Source organism: Curtobacterium sp. SORGH_AS_0776, from assembly GCF_031453355.1.
In the GTDB taxonomy this organism is placed as follows: Bacteria; Actinomycetota; Actinomycetes; order Actinomycetales; family Microbacteriaceae; genus Curtobacterium.
Genome location: NZ_JAVIYU010000001.1, coordinates 2,291,665 through 2,309,273 on the forward strand (window position 1 = coordinate 2,291,665; position 17,609 = coordinate 2,309,273).

Sequence of the window (17,609 nt, forward strand, 5' to 3'; positions counted from 1 at the left end):
GGCGATGCTGGTGCCATGACGACCACACCGGCCCAGCTGCGCGCGATGCGCCTCGCCGCCCAGGGGATCGCCGTGCCCGGGCTCGGGCCGACCGCGGTGGTGGAACGCATGCTCGCCGTCCAGGGGCAGGACCTCGGGCAGGTCACGTGGGCCATCGGCGTCCGCGCTCCGGGGTCCACGCGCGACGACGTCCGCGCCGCGTTCGACCGCGGCGAGGTCGTCCGTTCGTGGCCGATGCGCGGCACCCTCCACGCGATGCGCCCCGACGACCTCCGACTGCTGCTCTCCCTCACCGCCGATCGGACGATCCGCTCCATCGCCCGGCGTGCGACCGAGCTCGGCATCGACGACGACGTCCTCCGGTCCGCCCGGGACGCCACGGCCGACGCACTGTCCGGCGGCCGACCACTCGTGCGCGACGACCTCTTCGACGTCTACCGAGGCGCCGGCATCGACCCGACGCGAGGGCTGGGGTACCACGTGCTGCTCCGCCTCGCCCTCGAGGGGATGGTCGCCTGGGGCCCCACCGCCCGCGTCGGCCAGGGGCTCGTGCTCCTCGACGAGTGGGCACCGGCGACGGCCGACCTGCCCGACCGCGACGAGGCCCTGCGGCGGGTGCTGATCGGTCACCTGCGCGGGAGGGGCCCGGTGACCGAGGCCGACACCGCCTCCTGGACGAAGTTGCCGCTCGGCGACGTCCGACGTGCCCGAGCGGTGGCCGGTGACGCCGTGGAGGACCTCGGCGACGGACTCCTCGCCCTCGCCGACCGACCCGACCCCGGGGGTGTGCCGACCGGGCACCTCCTGCCCGGGTTCGACGAGTACCTCCTCGGATACGCCGACCGCTCCGTCCAGCTCGACCCCGTGCACGCCGACCGGGTCGTCCCCGGTGCCAACGGCATGTTCCTGCCGATGGCCGTCGTGCGGGGTCGGGTCCTCGGGACCTGGAGCCGCACCGAGCGCACCCGCGACGTCCGGGTCACCGTCACGCCCTTCGAGCCGCTCGACGCCGGTGCGGTCCGTGCCCTCGAGGCCGCTGCCGACCGGTACGGATCGTTCCTCGCGGCCCCCGTCTCCTTCGCCGTCGCCTGACCATCTGAGTCCCGCACGCCGTCCGCGACACCGCACCGGTCGATCGACAGGTGCCTCGTCGCAGACCCGGCGCCGACGTACCGAACCCGACCCGCGCGTCTCCCCACCGGCACGGCCGGTCCGCCGCTGGCGCGTCGCCCCGGAACCGGCGGCGTGGGCCCAGGCAGCACCCAGCAGCCACGCGGCGGACTCCGACGCTCCCTCGGGTAATGTCGCAGGGCCATGACCGACAGCCCGGCCGACGCCACCCCGTACGAAGTCCTCGGCGTCCGAGCGACCGCCGACGACGACGAACTCCGCCGCGCCTACCGCCGCGCCGCCCGCGAGTCCCACCCCGACCTCGGCGGCGACGCCCGCCGCTTCCGCCAGGTGCAGATCGCCTGGGAACGCATCGGCACCCCCGCCGCGCGCCGCGCCTACGACGCGGGATCCCAACGCGGCAGCCAGCAGAGCGCGTCCGGCCCGTCCGGTTCCTCCGCCTGGAGGCACGACACCGGCCGCGACGCCTACGCACCCCCGGCAGCGCGTCGCGACGCACGTCCGCGGGCCCGGTCCCACGGACACCCCGGCGGGCGATCGCGCGAGGTCTTCCTGCAGGCCGAGCGCGAGTGGGTCGGCCTCGGGGACCCCATCGAGGACCCCTACGACCCCACGCTCATCCGCTCCGCTCCCCGGCACATCCGACGGCTGCTGGCCGAGGCGCTCGCCGAGGAGGCGACCGCGTCGATCGTCTCCGAGATGGGCATCGGCGTGACGGTCTGGCACGACCTCGACGCGGGTGCCGAGGGCAAGCTCGACCACGCGGTCCTGACCCCGAGCGGCCTGTGGGCCGTCGAGTCGATCGACTGGGGCGCCCCGGTCCGCGTCGAGCACGGTGAGATCACGGGGGAGACCCTGGCACCAGGGGAGCGCTCCGTGAAGGAGCTCGTCCGTGCCGCCCGTGCCGTGCAGAAGCAGACCCGGGTGCGGTTCACCGGCCGGCTGCTCGTCGTGCCGGACTCCGCGGTGGACGAGGACGTGCAGGTCGTCGGCTCGCCCCGGAAGCCCACGGCGCTCGTCGTCCGCCGCAGTGCGCTCGGGCAGGTGCTGGGCGGGGTGTGGTCGCCCGAGGGGAGCGTCGACGTGTTCGAGGTCCGCGACCGCCTGCAGCAGACCGTCCGCTTCGTCTGACGGCAGGGCGGGACGGCGGCGTCAGTAGCCGCGGAGCTTCTCGAGGTCGCGGCGCTCCCGCTTGCTCGGGCGTCCGGCGCCGCGGTCGCGCATCGGGACGAAGCCGGCCTCCTCCTTGGGGAGCCGCGGCGGGGTCTTGTCCTCGAAGTGCTTCGCGGCCTCGGGCGCGCTCGTCCGCTTGAGGATGATCCCCGTGACGACGACGATCCGGTCGAACCCGTTCTGCCGGACCCGGACCTCGTCCCCGGGGCCGATCGGCTGCGCGGGCTTCGCACGCTCCCCGTTCACCCGCACGTGGCCGGCCTTGCACGCGGCGGTCGCGGCGGAGCGGGTCTTCGTGATCCGCACCGCCCAGATCCAGCTGTCCACGCGTGCCTTGGCCATCCCCACACTCTAGGCGCGCCCTACGCTGGGGGCGTGGAGGGCACCGGTCAGGACGCGATCGCCCGGGCGCTGGCGCTCGGGGTCCTCCGGGACGCCGCGGTCGGGGACCGCCTGGTCGTGCGGGCGCACCACGGCGGGGGAGCGCAGGACGCGCTCGGCGTCCTCGTCGCCCGGACCGCGTCGTCCGTGACGATCGACACCCGCCGGGGCCCGGTCGAGGTGGCGCTCGCCGACGTCGTCGCCGCGAAGCCGGTCCCGCCGCCGCCCGCGCCACGCCCGCGCCGGCGCTGACACTGACGCGCTGCCGCGGACCTCGCACCGTGCGACCCGGCGTCCACACCGTGCGAGGTCCCGGGCGCTGTGCGACGCCGCGCGGGTCCCACGGAGCGCGGAACCTCGCACACTGCGGCCCCGCCCCGCGCGCACCGGAAGCGCGCGCGCCCGGCGAGCCGCCACCGCCCCCGCACCGGCCCCGACGTAGCCTCGTGCCATGGCCGTCCCCGTCCCACTCGGCACCGAGGACCGCACCGCCCGCCTGACCCTCCGCCGCCCCGACGCGTGGCGCCGTGAGGACTCGGCCCAGGCGGATCTGCGCGTCACCGGCGACGACGTCGTGCTCATCGTCCGATCCCGTCCGAGCGACCGGACCGTCGCGGAGGAGCACACGAGTCTGCTCGAACGCCTCCCCGGTTCGGTCGAGGGGCTCCGACTCATCGGCTCCGACCCGTGGACGACCGCGGGAGCGCCGGCGCGCCTCGTCGAGTACGTCCGGCCCGACGAGGGCGGCGACGTCGCGGGAGCGCACCTGCTCTTCGTCACCGGACGGCACCGCGTCGACCTCACCATCGAGCGGCCCCTCGCCCGGATGCTCGCCACCGACGACCTCGTGTTCGCCGTGCTCGACAGCGTCCGCGCCACCGAGCCCGCGCCGTCGCGGGTGCAGCGCGACCTCGAGGCACTGCCCGAGCCCGCACCGGCCGCCGAGCTCGAGGGCACCCACCTCGGCTCCGAGGCCCTCGCCACCCTGCGCTCGCTCGCTGGCCGTCGCTGGAACCCCACGCTCCTCCGCACGCCCGCCGGCCGCGAGCTCATCGAGTCCGGCCTGGTCGGCCGGCTCGGCACCCTGCCCGAGTCGACGCAGGCGCTCCTCGCTCCGTGGGAGGGCGATGCCCAGCCCGTCACCCTGGAACAGCGGCTGCCCGACGGGCGTACCACGCGCCTCCAGGCCTGGTCGGAGACCGTCGTGGACGGGACGGACGAGACGGGCGCGGTGATCGCCCAGCTGCCGGTCGAGCGCGTGGTCGCGCTCGTGGCCGGGAGGCTCGGCATCGGTCCGGCATGGACCTTCCCGTTCCGCACGGGGTCGCTCCGGGCGGACCTGCTCGGGCGTCGGACCTCCGGGGCGGACGCGGCCCCCGACCTGCCGACGGCGATCGCCGAGGCGGACCCGCGGCTCGCGCGCTTCTGGGCGGCTCCGTGGACGGTGTCGTCACTGCGTCGTCCGGGGAAGCCGAACCCGATCGTCGTCGTGCACGCGGCGGGGCAGGGCTTCGCGCGCGTCGGACGCACGGAAGCCGGGGAGACCGTCTTCGCGACGGACTCCCCGGCGAACGTGTACCGGTCGGTGGTGCGGGCGCTGCTCGGCTGAGCCGTTCTCTGCTAGGCCGCGGGGCCGGCGGTCAGGGTGACCGTGACGGTCTTCGCGGCACCGGTGCTGTCGGTGTACCCGACCGTCACCTTGTCCCCGACCGAGTGCGACTGGATCGCCGAGGTCAGCGCGTCCGAGCTCGCCACGGCGGTGCCGTCGATGCTCGTGATGGTGTCGCCAGCGGCGAGACCGGCCGACGCGGCGCCGGAGCCCGCGACCGTGCCGGCGACCGCGACGCCGCCCGTCGAGGCCGTCCCGCTGACCTCGACCCCGAGGAATGCCGGCAGTCCGATGGTGATCGTCGACGACGACTCGCCCGCGAGGATCTTGTCCGCGATCGACTTCGCCGTGGTGATCGGGATCGCGTACCCGGTGACGTCCGCCGTGCCCGATGACGCCGCGGTGGCCATGCCGACGACCTCGCCCTCGCTGTCGAGCACCGGACCGCCCGAGTCGCCCGAGACGATGTCCGCCGCGACCTCGATGAGTCCCTGCAGCGACTCGGTGCCCGTGCCCGACTCGCTCTGCACCTGGATGTCCTGGTCGGTCGCGGTCACGGTGCCCTCGGCGGCGACGAGGTTGCCGGTGCCCTCGGCGTTGCCGACGTCGGTCACGGTGTCGCCGGTGCTCGGCTCGCCGTCGTCGTCGAGCGTCACCGTGGACAGGCCCGACGCGCCCTCGAGCTTGAGGACCGCGACGTCGTGGGTGGCGTCCGTCCCGACGACGTCCGCCTTGTACTCCTTGCCGGTCGTCTCGTCGGTGACCGTGATGCTCGTCGCGCCCTGGATGACGTGGTTGTTCGTGAGGATCGTGCCACTCGAGGTGAGGATCATGCCCGTGCCGGCCGCCTGCGACGACTCGTCGTAGTTGAGGACGGTGTTGATCGTCACGACGCCCTTCTTCTGGGCGCTCGTCGCCGCCGTCGCCGCGGACTCGGTGCTCGTGCCGCTGCCGCCGTCGCTCGACCCGCTGCCGGTGCCGTCGCCCGGCACCGTGAAGCCGTTCGTGCCGCTGCCGTCGGACCCGGTGCCGGAACCCGTGCCGGTGTCCGGCAACGTCGTGCCCTGCGACTGGCTCGTGGTCGTGGTCGTGTGCTGCGAGGACAGTCCGAGCGCGGTCCCGCCCGCCGCACCGACGATCGCCAGGGCCGCGATGCCGGAGCCGATCATCAAGCCCAGTCGCCGGGGCCGCTTCGTGGCGTGGTTCGCTGCGGCGGCGCCGTGCACCCAGCCGTGCTGGAACCCGGGGAGCGACGGGCTGCCGATCAGGAACGGGCCGCGGCCGTCCGGGGTGTAGCCGTAGGGACCGGAGCCGTCCGGTCCGTAGAGGAACGGGCCGCTGCCGTCGAACGCGTAGGCCGAGCGGAGGGTCGACGGGTCGGCGTGCGGTGCCTCCCACGTCGCCCCGGCCTGCGGCTGCGCGGCGTCGGTGCGGGCGGTGCCGTTCTCGTCGGCGGCGGGGTTCGGGGTCTCGTTCATCAGTGCTCTCCGGTCGTCCCTCGGCTGCCCGGTCGGGCGTCGATGGGTACGAGTACAGGCCCGGTTCCCATGACGAGCCTATGAACGGACCCTGCGGCTGCTCACGGCTTGCTCGGGGGTCGCCGTACGACGTCGTCCGTTAGGGTTGCCTTACTTCCCATGCGTTCGCCGTCGCCCACCCCTCCTGCGCCCAGCTCCGTGTCCCGCCTCGTCGGCGCCACCGTGCTGGCGGTGGTCGTCCTCGTCGTGGCGGTGGCGCTCTCGGTGGCCTTCGGCTCCCGTCCGATCCCGCTCGGCACCGTGCTCGACACCGTCCTGCACCCCGGACGGAACGACGAGATCGGCCTGATCGTGCTCGGCAACCGCGTGCCCCGCACCGTCGTCGGACTCCTCGCCGGGTCCGCGCTCGGGGTCGCCGGCGCCGTCATGCAGGGCGTCACCCGGAACCCGCTCGCCGATCCGAGCGTCCTCGGCATCAACTCGGGGGCCGCGCTCGCGGTCGTCGCCGGGATCGCGCTGTTCGGCGTCAGCGGCACCGCCGCGTACCTGCCGTTCGCCTTCCTCGGTGCCGCCCTCGCCGCGCTCCTCGTGTACGGCATCGCCGCCGTGGCCCGTCGGGGGCTGTCGCCCGTCGGACTCGCCCTGTCCGGTGCCGTCGTCGCCGCTGCACTGTCCTCGATCACCACGGCGGTGCTCGTGACGAGCCAGAGCCTCCTCGACCAGCTGCGCTTCTGGCAGGTCGGAGCGCTGGCCGGCAAGGACCTCGGCACCGCCGGGGTGATCACGGTCCCGGTACTCGTCGGGCTCGTCATCGCCTTCGCCCTCGGCCGGTCGCTCAACACGCTCGCGCTCGGCGACGAGCTCGCCGCGTCGCTCGGGCAGCGTGTCGTGCTCGTGCGCGCCGTCGGGGGAGTCGTCACCGTGCTCCTCGCCGGGTCGGCCGTCGCGGCGGCCGGGCCGATCGCGTTCATCGGGCTCGCCGTGCCGCACGCCGTCCGTCGGCTGAGCGGCCCGGACCACCGGTGGACGATCCTGCTGTCGGCCGTCGTCGCGCCAGCGCTGCTGCTCGTCGCCGACGTGATCGGCCGCGTCGTGGCGTACCCGGGGGAGCTGCAGGTCGGGATCGTCACGGCGCTCATCGGCGCACCGGTGTTCATCTGGCTCGTGCGGTCGCGGGCGGTGAAGGGCCTGTGACCGCCGTGCGCCGCGAGTGGCTCGTGCTCGGCGCCGTCCTCGTCCTGCTCGTCGCCCTCGTGCTCGTCGGGCTCGGCGTCGGCGAGATCCCGCTCTCGCCCGTGCAGGTCGCGAGCGCGCTCGTCGGGCACGGCGACACCGTCTCGGACTTCGTGATCGGGCAGCTCCGTGGCCCTCGTGTCGCCGGGGCGATCCTCGTGGGGGCGTCGCTCGGCGTGGCCGGGGGCATCGTGCAGAGCGTCATCCGGAACCCCATCGCGAGTCCGGACGTCATCGGCATCACCTCGGGCGCGAGCGCCTCGGGCCTGACCGCCATCGTCCTGTTCGGCGCGAGCGGCGGGACCCTGTTCTCGGTGGTGCTCGTCGGTGCCGTCCTCGTCTCCCTCGTCATCGCCGGACTCGCGTGGCGTCGGGGGATCACCGGCAACCGGGTCGTCCTCGTGGGCATCGGCGTCGCGGCGATCTGCCTGAGCATCACCGGGTGGATGCTCACGAGCGGCACGGTCACCCAGGCCGGCACCGCGCTGCTCTGGCTCTCCGGCAGCCTGAACGCCGTCGACCGGAACCTCGTCGGGGTCCTCGCCGTCGTCTTCGTCGTGTTCACGGCACTCGCCCTCCTGCAGTCCTCGCGGCTCACCGTGCTGACCCTCGGCGACGAGGTGGCCTCGGCGCTCGGGCTCCGGCCGAACCGCGCGAAGGTGCTGCTCCTGCTGACCGCCGTGTGCCTGACCGCCGCCGCCGTGGCCACCGCGGGACCGGTGTCCTTCGTCGCGCTGATGGCGGCACCCATCGCCCGGAGGCTCGTCGGGGGCGGACGGGTCGCCCTCGGGTCGACCGCCGCCGTCGGCGCCGCGATCACGCTGGCGAGCGACCTCATCGCGCAGTTCGCGATCCCGGGGAACGCGCTGCCCGTCGGTGTGGTGACGGGGGTCATCGGGGCGCCCTACCTGCTGTGGCTGCTCGCGCGCGGGCGGTGACGCATCCGTGTTCCCGGTACGTTCGCTGTACGCGTTCTGCCGAGTTGTCCCCAGCCCCGTTCGGGGCTCCCGTTCGGCCGCTCGTTTCCGATACGCTGGTGCGCCAAGAGGAGGAGGTCCACGATGCCAGAACCAGTGGTCCCGCAGCCGGACGGTCAGAAGACCCCTGAGCAGCGGCTGGTCGACACCACACTGACCTTCAGCATGGACATGGGGGCGGCGCTCACTGCCGAGTCCGGTGTGTCCGCCGAAGAACGTGAAGCGATCAACGCGCTGCCCTCCGGGTCGGCGCTGCTCGTGGTCCGTCGCGGGCCGAACGTCGGTGCGCGGTTCCTCCTCGACTCGGACGTCACCACGGCGGGGCGCCACCCCGACGCCGACATCTTCCTCGACGACGTCACCGTGTCCCGCAAGCACGCGCAGTTCCTCCGCCACGGCACGAGCTTCAGCGTGAAGGACAACGGGTCGCTCAACGGCACGTACTTCGACGGCGTCCGCATCGACGAAGCACTCCTCACCGACGGGTCCGAAGTGCAGGTCGGCAAGTTCCGCCTGACCTTCTACGCCTCCCGGGTCGACCTGGCGCGCCTGGCGACCGCGTAGTGGCCGCACGGTCCGCCGCGGCCCGGGCGGGGTCCGCGGTCCCGGACCTGCTCACGATCGGGCAGGTCCTCGCTCGCCTCAAGCCGGAGTTCCCGGACCTGTCGAGCTCGAAGCTCCGGTTCCTCGAAGAGCGCGAGCTGGTCACCCCGATCCGCACCGCGAGCGGCTACCGGAAGTTCTCGGCGGCCGACGTCGAGCGGCTCCGGGTCGTCCTCGGGCTGCAGCGCGACCACTACCTCCCGCTCAAGGTCATCAAGGACTACCTGGCCGACCTCGACGCCGGGCGTGAACCGGTCCTCCCCGGGGGCGGCGACGCGCCGAAGCCGTCCATCCTCGGCCGTGAGCGGCGCTACACCCGCGACGAGACGGTCCGGGCTGCCGGTGCCTCGCCGATGCTCCTCGCCGACGCGGTCTCGGCGTCGCTGCTGCCCGCCGCCGACACGTACGGCGACGACGGGGTCTCGGTGCTCAAGGCCCTCGTCGAACTCCAGCGCACCGGGATCGAACCGCGACACCTCCGCACGATGCGCAGCGTCGCCGAGCGCGAGGTCGGGCTCATCGAGTCCGCGCTCATGCCGGTGTCCCGCCGGGGTGACGCCACGTCCCGGGCGAAGGCGACCGAGCTCGCGCGCGAGATCGCCGGCCACCTCGAGGTGATCCGGTCGAACCTCATCCGCACGGCGATCGGGCGTCTCGACGCATGACGCGCGTCGTGACTCGTCCCTCGTCGACCGCTGGTGCGCGTCGGTGGGTGGGGCGTATCCTCGACACGCCGGACGCGCCGAGTCGGATGTCCCGCGCCGGAGCGGTCCGAGTCGCTACCGTGGACCTCGGAACAACTCTCAACCCGTCATTGAACGTTCAGTTGGGAGCTCGATCGTCGTGGAAGGCAGCCTGATGAGTGGGAACGACACCCCCGGCACCGAGTCGGAGATGACCCGGTACGACCTCGGGCTGCTCTTCACCGACGGTCTGCCCGAGCACGACGAGCAGAACGGGTACCGCGGTACCGTCGCTGCCCGTGCTGCCGGCATCTCCTACCGCCAGCTCGACTACTGGGCCCGCACCGAGCTCGTCGAGCCGACGATCCGCGGGGCCGCGGGCTCCGGGTCGCAGCGGCTGTACGGCTTCCGCGACATCCTCGTGCTCAAGCTCGTGAAGCGCCTGCTCGACACGGGCATCTCCCTCCAGCAGATCCGCACCGCCGTGAACCAGCTGCGCGAGTCGGGCGTCTCGGACCTGGCGCAGACGACGCTCATGTCGGACGGTGCCTCGGTGTACCTGTGCACCTCCGACGACGAGGTCATCGACCTGGTCTCGCGGGGTCAGGGCGTGTTCGGCATCGCGGTGGGCAAGGTCCTGCGCGAGGTCGAGTCCTCGCTGGTCGAACTCGACGCGACGCCGGCGGCCGACCCCGACGACGAGCTCGCCGCCCGCCGGGCTTCCCGCGCGTCCTAGTCCCGCGCGGCCGGGCCCTGCCCTGGCCTGAACCCGCGTCCGTGTCCGTGTGCGCTCGAGTCGCGAGGTCGCACGCTCTGCCGCGCGCGCCCATTCCGTGCGACACGTTGTGCGACCTCGGCACGGACGCCGTGGCGTGTCGTGCGACCTCGGCGCGCGGCGCGCGTCGGGCGTCGTGCGACCGCGAGCGAGCCTCCCCGGGTGCCACACCGCCCCGACCACGAGGTCGCACGATCTGCCGTGCGAGCCCGTTCCAGGCGGCCGTTCGTGCGACCTCGGCGAACGCGAGCCGCATGTCGAGCGACCTCGCGGGGTGAACCCGAGCGTGTTGTCCGGCGGCGGTGCGAGGGAGGCGAGGCGCGCCTCCCGGTCGATGTCGTGCGCGCCATGCCGGAGGCGAGGTCGCACGTTCTGCCGTTCGGGCCAGCTCCCGGCGGCGTTTCGCGCGACCTCGGCGAACGCGAGCGGCGTGTTGCGCGACCTCGGCGAAGCCGAACGGACCCACGCCCCACGCCCCACGCGCCAGCGGCGCGGCGCGACGCGCCCTAGGCCGCGCCGCCCTCGGCGTACGGGCCGATCTTGCCCGTGCGCATGATGCGCTCGAGCAGCTGGTCGAAGTTCTTCGCCATCTCCTGCGCCGACTCACCCGGCCACACGTGCAGGGGCTTCGCCGCACCCTGCGCCTGCTGCAGCGAGGTCCGCTCGGGCAGCTGCGGCGAGAGCACGAGCGGGCCGAACATGTCGCGGAGCTCCTTGATGCGGAACTGGTGCTCGAGCGACTGCACGCGGGCACGGTTCACGATGATGCCGAGCGGCTGCAGGCGGGGGGAGAGCCCGCGGCGGATCTCCTCGATCGCGCGGAGGGCCCGGTCGGCAGCGGCCACCGAGAAGAGTCCGGGCTCGGTGACGACGGTCACGCGGTCGGACGCTGCCCAGGCGGTGCGGGTGAGGGCGTTCAGCGACGGCGCGCAGTCGATGAGGACGAGGTCGTAGTCCTGCTCGACGTTCGCGAGGGCCTCTTCGAGCTTCCAGATGTCGCGGATGGACGGGTGCGGCCCGTCGAAGTTGATGGCCGAGGGCGATCCGACCATGACGTCGATCTTGCCCTGGGAGCCCTTCGTCCACCCCGAGGGGGCGATCGCCTGACGGACGATCTTCTCCTTCGGGTTCTCGAGGACGTCCGCCACGTTGAGGTGGCCGGAGATGTTGATGTCGAGGCCGGTCGAGACGTCCGACTGCGGGTCGAGATCCACCACCAGCGTGCGCAGTCCCTTGGCGAACGCGGCCGAAGTCAGGCCGAGCGTCACCGTCGTCTTGCCGACACCACCCTTGAGGGAGCTCACGCTGAGTACATGCACGGTGAGCAACGTTACCGCCAGTAGGGTTGTCTCACCTCAACCCGGGCTGAAAGGGACCTCGTGTTCAGCAAGATCCTGGTCGCCAATCGTGGCGAGATCGCCATCCGTGCCTTCCGGGCCGCGTACGAGCTGGGGGCGAAGACCGTCGCCGTCTACCCGTACGAGGACCGCAACTCCCTGCACCGCCTCAAGGCGGACGAGGCCTACCTGATCGGGGAGCGCGGACATCCCGTCCGTGCCTACCTGGACGTCTCCGAGATCGTGCGTGTCGCACGCGAGTCGGGTGCCGACGCGATCTACCCGGGCTACGGCTTCCTGTCCGAGAACCCGGAGCTCGCCGCTGCTGCCGCCGCCGCGGGCATCACGTTCATCGGCCCGGGCGAGCACGTGCTCGAGATGGCGGGCAACAAGGTCACCGCGAAGGAGCACGCGGTCGCGGCCGGTGTCCCGGTCCTCGCGAGCACCCCGGCGAGCCGCGACATCGAGGAACTCCTCGCCGGCGCGGACGCCATCGGGTTCCCGGTGTTCGCGAAGGCCGTCGCCGGTGGCGGTGGCCGCGGCATGCGCCGGGTGGAGACGAAGCCCGAGCTGCGTGCGGCCCTCGAAGAGGCGATGCGCGAGGCCGACAGCGCCTTCGGCGACCCGACGATGTTCCTGGAGCAGGCCGTCATCCGCCCGCGGCACATCGAGGTGCAGATCCTCGCCGACGCCACCGGCACCGACGCCGGCACGATCCACCTCTTCGAGCGCGACTGCTCGGTCCAGCGCCGGAACCAGAAGGTCGTCGAGATCGCACCGGCGCCGAACCTCGACCCGGCGATCGCGCAGGCGCTGCACCGCGACGCCGTCGCCTTCGCCCGGTCGATCGGGTACGTGAACGCCGGCACGGTGGAGTTCCTGCTCGACACCGAGGGCGAGCGTGCGGGCCAGCACGTCTTCATCGAGATGAACCCGCGCATCCAGGTCGAGCACACCGTCACCGAAGAGGTCACGGACGTCGACCTCGTCCAGTCGCAGATGCGCATCGCCGCCGGGCAGACCCTCGGCGACCTCGGCCTGTCGCAGGACAGCGTCCGGGTGCACGGCGCTGCACTGCAGACACGCATCACCACCGAGGACCCGACGCAGGGCTTCCGCCCGGACACCGGTCGCATCACGACCTACCGCAGCCCGGGTGGCGCGGGCGTCCGCCTCGACGGCGGCACCGTCGCCACCGGCGCGCAGATCAGCCCGCACTTCGACTCGATGCTCGCGAAGATGACCTGCCGCGGGCGGGACTTCCCGGCGGCGGTGGCCCGGGCGAAGCGCGCCCTCGCGGAGTTCCGCATCCGGGGCGTCTCCACGAACATCCCGTTCCTGCAGGCCGTGCTCGAGGACCCCGACTTCGACCGCGGCGACATCTCGACGAAGTTCATCGAGGAGCGCCCGCAGCTGTTCGGCGGCCACGTCTCGAAGGACCGCGGCACGAAGGTGCTGAACTGGCTCGCCGACGTGACGGTGAACAAGCCGAACGGCGAGCGTCGCCCGCAGACCGTCGAGCCGAGCGAGAAGCTGCCGACGATCGACCTCGGCGCCCCGGTCCCCGAGGGGCAGCGCGACCGCCTCCGACTGCTGGGGCCGGCCGAGTGGGCGAAGGCGCTCCGCGGCCAGACCGAGCTCGCCGTCACCGAGACGACGATGCGCGACGCCCACCAGTCGCTCCTCGCGACCCGTGTCCGCACGAAGGACCTCGTCGCGGTCGCCCCGTACGTCGCCCGACTCACGCCGCAGCTGCTCAGCGTCGAGGCCTGGGGCGGTGCCACCTACGACGTGGCGCTCCGCTTCCTCGGCGAGGACCCGTGGGAGCGGCTCGCCTCGCTGCGCGAGGCGATGCCGAACATCCCGATCCAGATGCTGCTCCGCGGACGCAACACCGTCGGCTACACGCCGTACCCGACCGAGGTGACGGACGCGTTCGTGGCCGAGGCGGCCGCGATGGGTGTCGACGTGTTCCGCGTGTTCGACGCGCTCAACGACGTCAGCCAGTTGCGTCCGGCCCTGGAGGCGGTGCTCGCCACCGACACGGCCGTCGCCGAAGCGGCGCTCTGCTACACCGCCGACCTCCTCGACCCGTCCGAGGACCTCTACACGCTCGACTACTACCTCCGCCTCGCGGAGCAGATGGTCGAGGCCGGTGCGCACGTCATCGGCATCAAGGACATGGCCGGCCTGCTCCGCGCCGGCGCGGCCGAGCAGCTCGTCACCGCCCTGCGCGAGCGCTTCGACCAGCCGGTGCACGTGCACACGCACGACACCGCGGGCGGACAGCTCGCGACGCTCCTCGCCGCAGCCCGCGCCGGTGCCGACGCGGTGGACGTCGCCGCCGCGCCGATGGCCGGCACGACCAGCCAGCCGAGCATGTCCGCGCTCGTCGCCGCCCTGGCGCACACCGAGCGCGACACGGGGCTCTCCCTCGACGCCGTCGGCGACCTCGAGCCCTACTGGGAAGCGGTGCGGCGTGCGTACGCGCCGTTCGAGTCGGGCCTGCCGGGTCCGACGGGCCGCGTGTACAAGCACGAGATCCCCGGCGGTCAGCTGTCGAACCTCCGCCAGCAGGCCATCGCCCTCGGGCTCGGCGACCGCTTCGAGCAGGTCGAGGACTGGTACGCCGAGGCGAACCGGATCCTCGGCCGCCCCACGAAGGTCACGCCGTCGTCGAAGGTCGTCGGGGACCTCGCGCTGCAGCTGGCCGCGGTGGACGCCGACCCGGTCGACTTCGAGCAGAACCCGCAGAAGTACGACATCCCGGACTCCGTCGTCGGCTTCATGGCCGGCGAACTCGGCGACCTGCCCGGTGGCTGGCCCGAGCCCTTCCGGTCGAAGGTCCTCGCGGGCCGCGACGTCCGGCTCGAGATCACGCCCGTGCCGGACGCCGAGCGCGCACACCTGGACACCCCCGGTCCCGAACGGCGACAGGCCCTCAACCGCCTGCTCTTCCCGCAGCCGACGCAGCAGTTCGAGCGCGTCCGCGAGCAGTACGGCGACCTGTCCGTGGTCCCGACCGTCGACTACCTGTACGGCCTGCGCCCCGAGCAGGAGCACGTCGTGCCGCTCGGCAAGGGCGTGGACCTGTTCGTCGGGCTCGAGGCGATCGGCGAGGCCGACGCGCGCGGCGTCCGCACGGTCATGGCGACGATGAACGGGCAGCTCCGCCCGGTGTACGTCCGCGACCGCTCGATCGAGGTCGAGACCAAGGCCGCCGAGCAGGCGGACAAGACCGACTCGAAGCACGTCGCGGCACCGTTCTCCGGTGTCGTGACGCTCAAGGTCGCCGTCGGTGACGTCGTCGAGGCCGGACAGGCCGTGGCGAGCATCGAGGCGATGAAGATGGAAGCGGCCATCACGGCACCCGTCGCGGGGACCGTCGGCCGACTCGCGATCCCGGTGACCCAGCAGGTGGACGCCGGCGACCTCCTGGTGGTGCTGCAGTAAATTGACCGTCCGTCCCATCCGCCTGTTCGGCGACCCCGTCCTCCGGTCCCCGGCCGACCCGATCCGTCCAGACGCCCTCGGCAGCGCGGGCATCCGCGACCTGGTGCAGGACCTGGTCGACACGGTCAAGGAGCCCGGCCGTGCCGGCGTCGCCGCTCCCCAGATCGGTGTCGGTCTGCGCGCCTTCTCGTACAACGTCGACGGCGAGGTCGGCTACGTGCTCAACCCCGAGATCGTCGAGGTGTCGGGGGAGCCGGAGCTCATGGACGAGGGCTGCCTCTCCGTCCCCGGCCTGTCGTACCCCACGCGCCGGTACCCGTACGCGAAGGTCCGCGGCGTCGACGTCGACGGGGCCGAGGTCGTGCTCGAGGGCACCGGGCTCATGGCCGAGGCGCTCCAGCACGAGGTGGACCACCTCGACGGCACCGTCTACGTGATGACGCTCGACCCGGAGATCCGCCGCCAGGCGCTCCGCGACATCCGCGCGCAGGACTGGTTCCACTAGTCCTCCGAAGTGCCCACCCTCGGTCGGGCGGCACCCTGACTCGGGGGTGAGGTGCGTGCGCACTCCTGGGTACGGTGACCGCGTCGACCAGGGGAGCACCATGACACAGGGACCAGCCCGCCGCGCCGTCGTCGCCGCCCTAGGCGTCCTCGCCGTCGCCGCGGCCACCGCCGTCGGCCCGGCCACCACCGCGCCGGTCGAAGCCGCCACCGCCGCGAGCGTGCCGACCTACACCGAGTCGCCCGACTACGCCACCGAGACCTTCGGCGACCCCTGGGACTACAGCAACACCGCCGACCAGAACACCGACCGCGTCGGCTACGGCCGCTACTCGATCAGTAAGGGCCACCTGATCGGCACCCTCGAACGCTCCACCTACTTCTCCCCGGTCGAGACCATGCCCGGCACGCTGCCCTACGGCCGCGACGGCGCCCTCCACCCGATCGACACGAAGCGCTACACGCACCTCTCCGTCTCGATGGACCAGCCGTACGCCGGCCGGCAGATCGCGATCAGCTGGTTCACCTGCGCGGCACGATCGCTCAGCTGCATGGGCGGCGTGACGGCGAAGGTCGAGAAGGGGAACCACGTCGTCGACGTCGACCTCACCGGGAAGTCCGTCATGGGCGGGCACGTCCCCTGGACCGGTTCGAAGCCGACGCTGCTCCGCGTGCAGCCGATCGTCGTCCACACCGGCGAGAGCCCGAGCGGGAAGGTCAGCATCGACTGGACCCGGCTCCACGGCGGCTCCGCTCCGCAGGACGCCCTGCCGGCGGGCGACTACGGCACCTTCCGGGTCGTCGCCCGACCGATCGCGGTCGTGGACAGCCCGAACCCCGACCAGGGCAAGGACCTCGCCGCCGTCCAGCGCGGGCGCTCCTGGGTCCTGACGAACGGCGTCGCCGGGCGCGGCGTCACGCTGAAGAACGCCCGGTTCCGCAGCTGGAGCTCCGTCGGCCTCACCGCACAGAACGCCGGCCCGATCGTGCGCGACCCCGAGGTCGTCTTCCCGGTGTCGGCCTTCGACGGCAAGCAGTATCACTGGCTGTCCTGGTCGATGTCGTACGACGGCGCCTACGACCTCCGCAACGCCCCCGGTGGCGGGAAGATGGCGCGCCTGGTGTGGTCGGTCCGCGGCGCGAAGGGCCTGCAGGTCAGCAACGACGTCCTGACCTTCTCCGGCGCCAACGCCACCCCGGTCGGCCCGAACGAGTCCGGCGAGAACCGCATCGACCTGGCGGCGACGAACCCCCTCGACGAGACGATGCCGAAGGGCAGCCCCGGGTGGAAGCAGGTCGTCACGAGCCTCCGCTGGGACCCGAACGAGGACCGCGGCGCCGCCGTGTGGCACCTCAAGTCGTTCCACCTCCGCGCGGACCCGGCAGCCAACGGGTGGACGCGCATCGGCTTCCATGACGCCGCCTGGACCGCCGGGACGACCGCGAAGGTCACCGTGACGCGCGACGGCACGACGACGAAGCGCGTGCTGGTGGACGGCGTGGCCGTGGCGAAGGGTGCGAACAGCGTGCCGTTCGTCCTCGGCTCACTGCCGGCGGGCAGCTACCACGCGACCGTCACGCTCCGGCACCCGGACGGCTCGACCGCGACGAGCACCTCCGCGGCGCCCGTCCGGATGTCGGCGGCCCCGGTGGGCGCCCACGACCCGCGCGGGCACGACCAGGCACCGGCGGCCACCGCGACGGGGGTCACGGTCGCGGGCTGGGCCTACGACCCGGACACGACCCGGCCGCTGACGATCCGCGTCGCCGAGGCCGGGCGGGTCCTCGCGACCGGCACGACCGGCCTCACCCGGAACGACGTCCGGAAGGTGCACCCGGACGCACCGATCGGCTCCGGCTACCGCTTCGCGGTCCCGCTGGCGAGCGGGTCGCACACCCTCTGCACGACCGCCGTCGGCGCCGGCTCGGGCATGCCCGAGACCGACCTCGGATGCCGGACCGTCCGCGTTCCGTGAACGCCGTGGTGACACCCCAACGTGGGATTGTCGCTTTGTCCTGACGAAGAGGTACCGTATCGCCGTCGGCTTCCCACCGACACCGTTTCCCACACCCCCAGGACATCCCCATGACCGCACAGAACGACGAGCTCAGCTCGCACCGCACCCGCACCAACCGTCGCCCCACCGAGGTCCAGGTCACGACCTCCTCGACGGCCGTCCTCGACGCTCCGGAGACGCAGCAACCGCAGGAGCGCTGAGCGCGCGGGCGGACGCGACCACGGGTCGCGCCCCGCGCGCAGGGTGACGCACAG

16 protein-coding genes are annotated in these 17,609 nt (G+C 73.0%); 13 read left to right on the forward strand and 3 right to left on the reverse strand.

Going from position 1 to position 17,609, the window contains the following annotated elements:
* Positions 1 to 15: 15 nt before the first annotated feature.
* Together QE359_RS11410 and QE359_RS11415 are read left to right on the forward strand one after the other, a co-directional pair.
* A complete protein-coding gene (locus QE359_RS11410; RefSeq protein WP_309779253.1) occupies positions 16 to 1,092 on the forward strand; it encodes a winged helix DNA-binding domain-containing protein in 1,077 nt (358 codons plus the stop codon).
* Positions 1,093 to 1,314: 222 nt separating this feature from the next.
* Positions 1,315 to 2,262 carry a DnaJ domain-containing protein gene (locus QE359_RS11415; protein WP_309779254.1) on the forward strand — a complete coding sequence of 316 codons (948 nt, stop codon included), beginning with the start codon at positions 1,315 to 1,317 and terminating at the stop codon, positions 2,260 to 2,262.
* Positions 2,263 to 2,283: 21 nt separating this feature from the next.
* On the opposite strand, the gene QE359_RS11420 is transcribed toward QE359_RS11415, so the two are convergent.
* Positions 2,284 to 2,646 carry an RNA-binding S4 domain-containing protein gene (locus tag QE359_RS11420; RefSeq protein ID WP_070418630.1) on the reverse strand — a complete coding sequence of 121 codons (363 nt, stop codon included), beginning with the start codon at positions 2,644 to 2,646 and terminating at the stop codon, positions 2,284 to 2,286.
* A 33-nt stretch (positions 2,647 to 2,679) separates the two neighbouring features.
* Between QE359_RS11420 and QE359_RS11425 the strand changes: the two genes are divergently transcribed.
* Complete coding sequence (locus tag QE359_RS11425) at positions 2,680 to 2,937, forward strand: hypothetical protein (protein ID WP_309779255.1); 258 nt, start codon at positions 2,680 to 2,682, stop codon at positions 2,935 to 2,937.
* Positions 2,938 to 3,136: 199 nt separating this feature from the next.
* Positions 3,137 to 4,294, forward strand: a complete 1,158-nt coding sequence (locus QE359_RS11430) for a hypothetical protein (RefSeq protein ID WP_309779256.1) — start codon at positions 3,137 to 3,139, stop codon at positions 4,292 to 4,294.
* Between the two features lie 11 nt (positions 4,295 to 4,305).
* On the opposite strand, the gene QE359_RS11435 is transcribed toward QE359_RS11430, so the two are convergent.
* The gene (locus QE359_RS11435; protein ID WP_309779258.1) at positions 4,306 to 5,772 is read right to left on the reverse strand and encodes a trypsin-like peptidase domain-containing protein; all 1,467 of its coding nucleotides are present in this window, start codon (positions 5,770 to 5,772) and stop codon (positions 4,306 to 4,308) included.
* Between the two features lie 198 nt (positions 5,773 to 5,970).
* On the opposite strand from QE359_RS11435, the gene QE359_RS11440 reads away from it, so the two are divergent.
* The 5 genes from QE359_RS11440 to QE359_RS11460 all read left to right on the forward strand — a co-directional run bounded on the left by QE359_RS11440 (position 5,971) and on the right by QE359_RS11460 (position 10,004).
* Positions 5,971 to 6,966 carry an iron chelate uptake ABC transporter family permease subunit gene (locus tag QE359_RS11440; protein ID WP_309779259.1) on the forward strand — a complete coding sequence of 332 codons (996 nt, stop codon included), beginning with the start codon at positions 5,971 to 5,973 and terminating at the stop codon, positions 6,964 to 6,966.
* Complete coding sequence (locus QE359_RS11445; RefSeq protein WP_309779260.1) at positions 6,963 to 7,943, forward strand: iron chelate uptake ABC transporter family permease subunit; 981 nt, start codon at positions 6,963 to 6,965, stop codon at positions 7,941 to 7,943. Before QE359_RS11440 ends, QE359_RS11445 begins: the two co-directional genes overlap by 4 nt.
* Before the next feature lie 123 nt (positions 7,944 to 8,066).
* Positions 8,067 to 8,546 carry an FHA domain-containing protein gene (locus QE359_RS11450; RefSeq protein ID WP_071294956.1) on the forward strand — a complete coding sequence of 160 codons (480 nt, stop codon included), beginning with the start codon at positions 8,067 to 8,069 and terminating at the stop codon, positions 8,544 to 8,546.
* A complete protein-coding gene (locus QE359_RS11455) occupies positions 8,546 to 9,250 on the forward strand; it encodes a MerR family transcriptional regulator (RefSeq protein WP_071301860.1) in 705 nt (234 codons plus the stop codon). Before QE359_RS11450 ends, QE359_RS11455 begins: the two co-directional genes overlap by 1 nt.
* Positions 9,251 to 9,443: 193 nt before the next feature.
* Complete coding sequence (locus tag QE359_RS11460; RefSeq protein ID WP_070418635.1) at positions 9,444 to 10,004, forward strand: MerR family transcriptional regulator; 561 nt, start codon at positions 9,444 to 9,446, stop codon at positions 10,002 to 10,004.
* A 545-nt stretch (positions 10,005 to 10,549) separates the two neighbouring features.
* Here QE359_RS11460 and QE359_RS11465 read toward each other — a convergent pair.
* Positions 10,550 to 11,362: a ParA family protein gene (locus QE359_RS11465; protein WP_070418636.1), complete on the reverse strand. Its 813-nt coding sequence runs from the start codon at positions 11,360 to 11,362 to the stop codon at positions 10,550 to 10,552.
* Between the two features lie 60 nt (positions 11,363 to 11,422).
* Between QE359_RS11465 and QE359_RS11470 the strand changes: the two genes are divergently transcribed.
* The 4 genes from QE359_RS11470 (at position 11,423) to QE359_RS11485 (ending at position 17,555) form a co-directional block, all read left to right on the forward strand.
* Entirely contained in the window at positions 11,423 to 14,833 is a 3,411-nt protein-coding gene (locus tag QE359_RS11470) for a pyruvate carboxylase (protein WP_309779262.1), read from the forward strand.
* A 1-nt stretch (position 14,834) separates the two neighbouring features.
* The gene (locus QE359_RS11475; protein WP_070418638.1) at positions 14,835 to 15,338 is read left to right on the forward strand and encodes a peptide deformylase; all 504 of its coding nucleotides are present in this window, start codon (positions 14,835 to 14,837) and stop codon (positions 15,336 to 15,338) included.
* Positions 15,339 to 15,438: 100 nt separating this feature from the next.
* Positions 15,439 to 17,313: a hypothetical protein gene (locus tag QE359_RS11480; RefSeq protein ID WP_309779263.1), complete on the forward strand. Its 1,875-nt coding sequence runs from the start codon at positions 15,439 to 15,441 to the stop codon at positions 17,311 to 17,313.
* A gap of 110 nt (positions 17,314 to 17,423) precedes the next feature.
* The gene (locus QE359_RS11485; RefSeq protein ID WP_258027649.1) at positions 17,424 to 17,555 is read left to right on the forward strand and encodes a hypothetical protein; all 132 of its coding nucleotides are present in this window, start codon (positions 17,424 to 17,426) and stop codon (positions 17,553 to 17,555) included.
* The last annotated feature ends 54 nt before the right edge of the window (positions 17,556 to 17,609 follow it).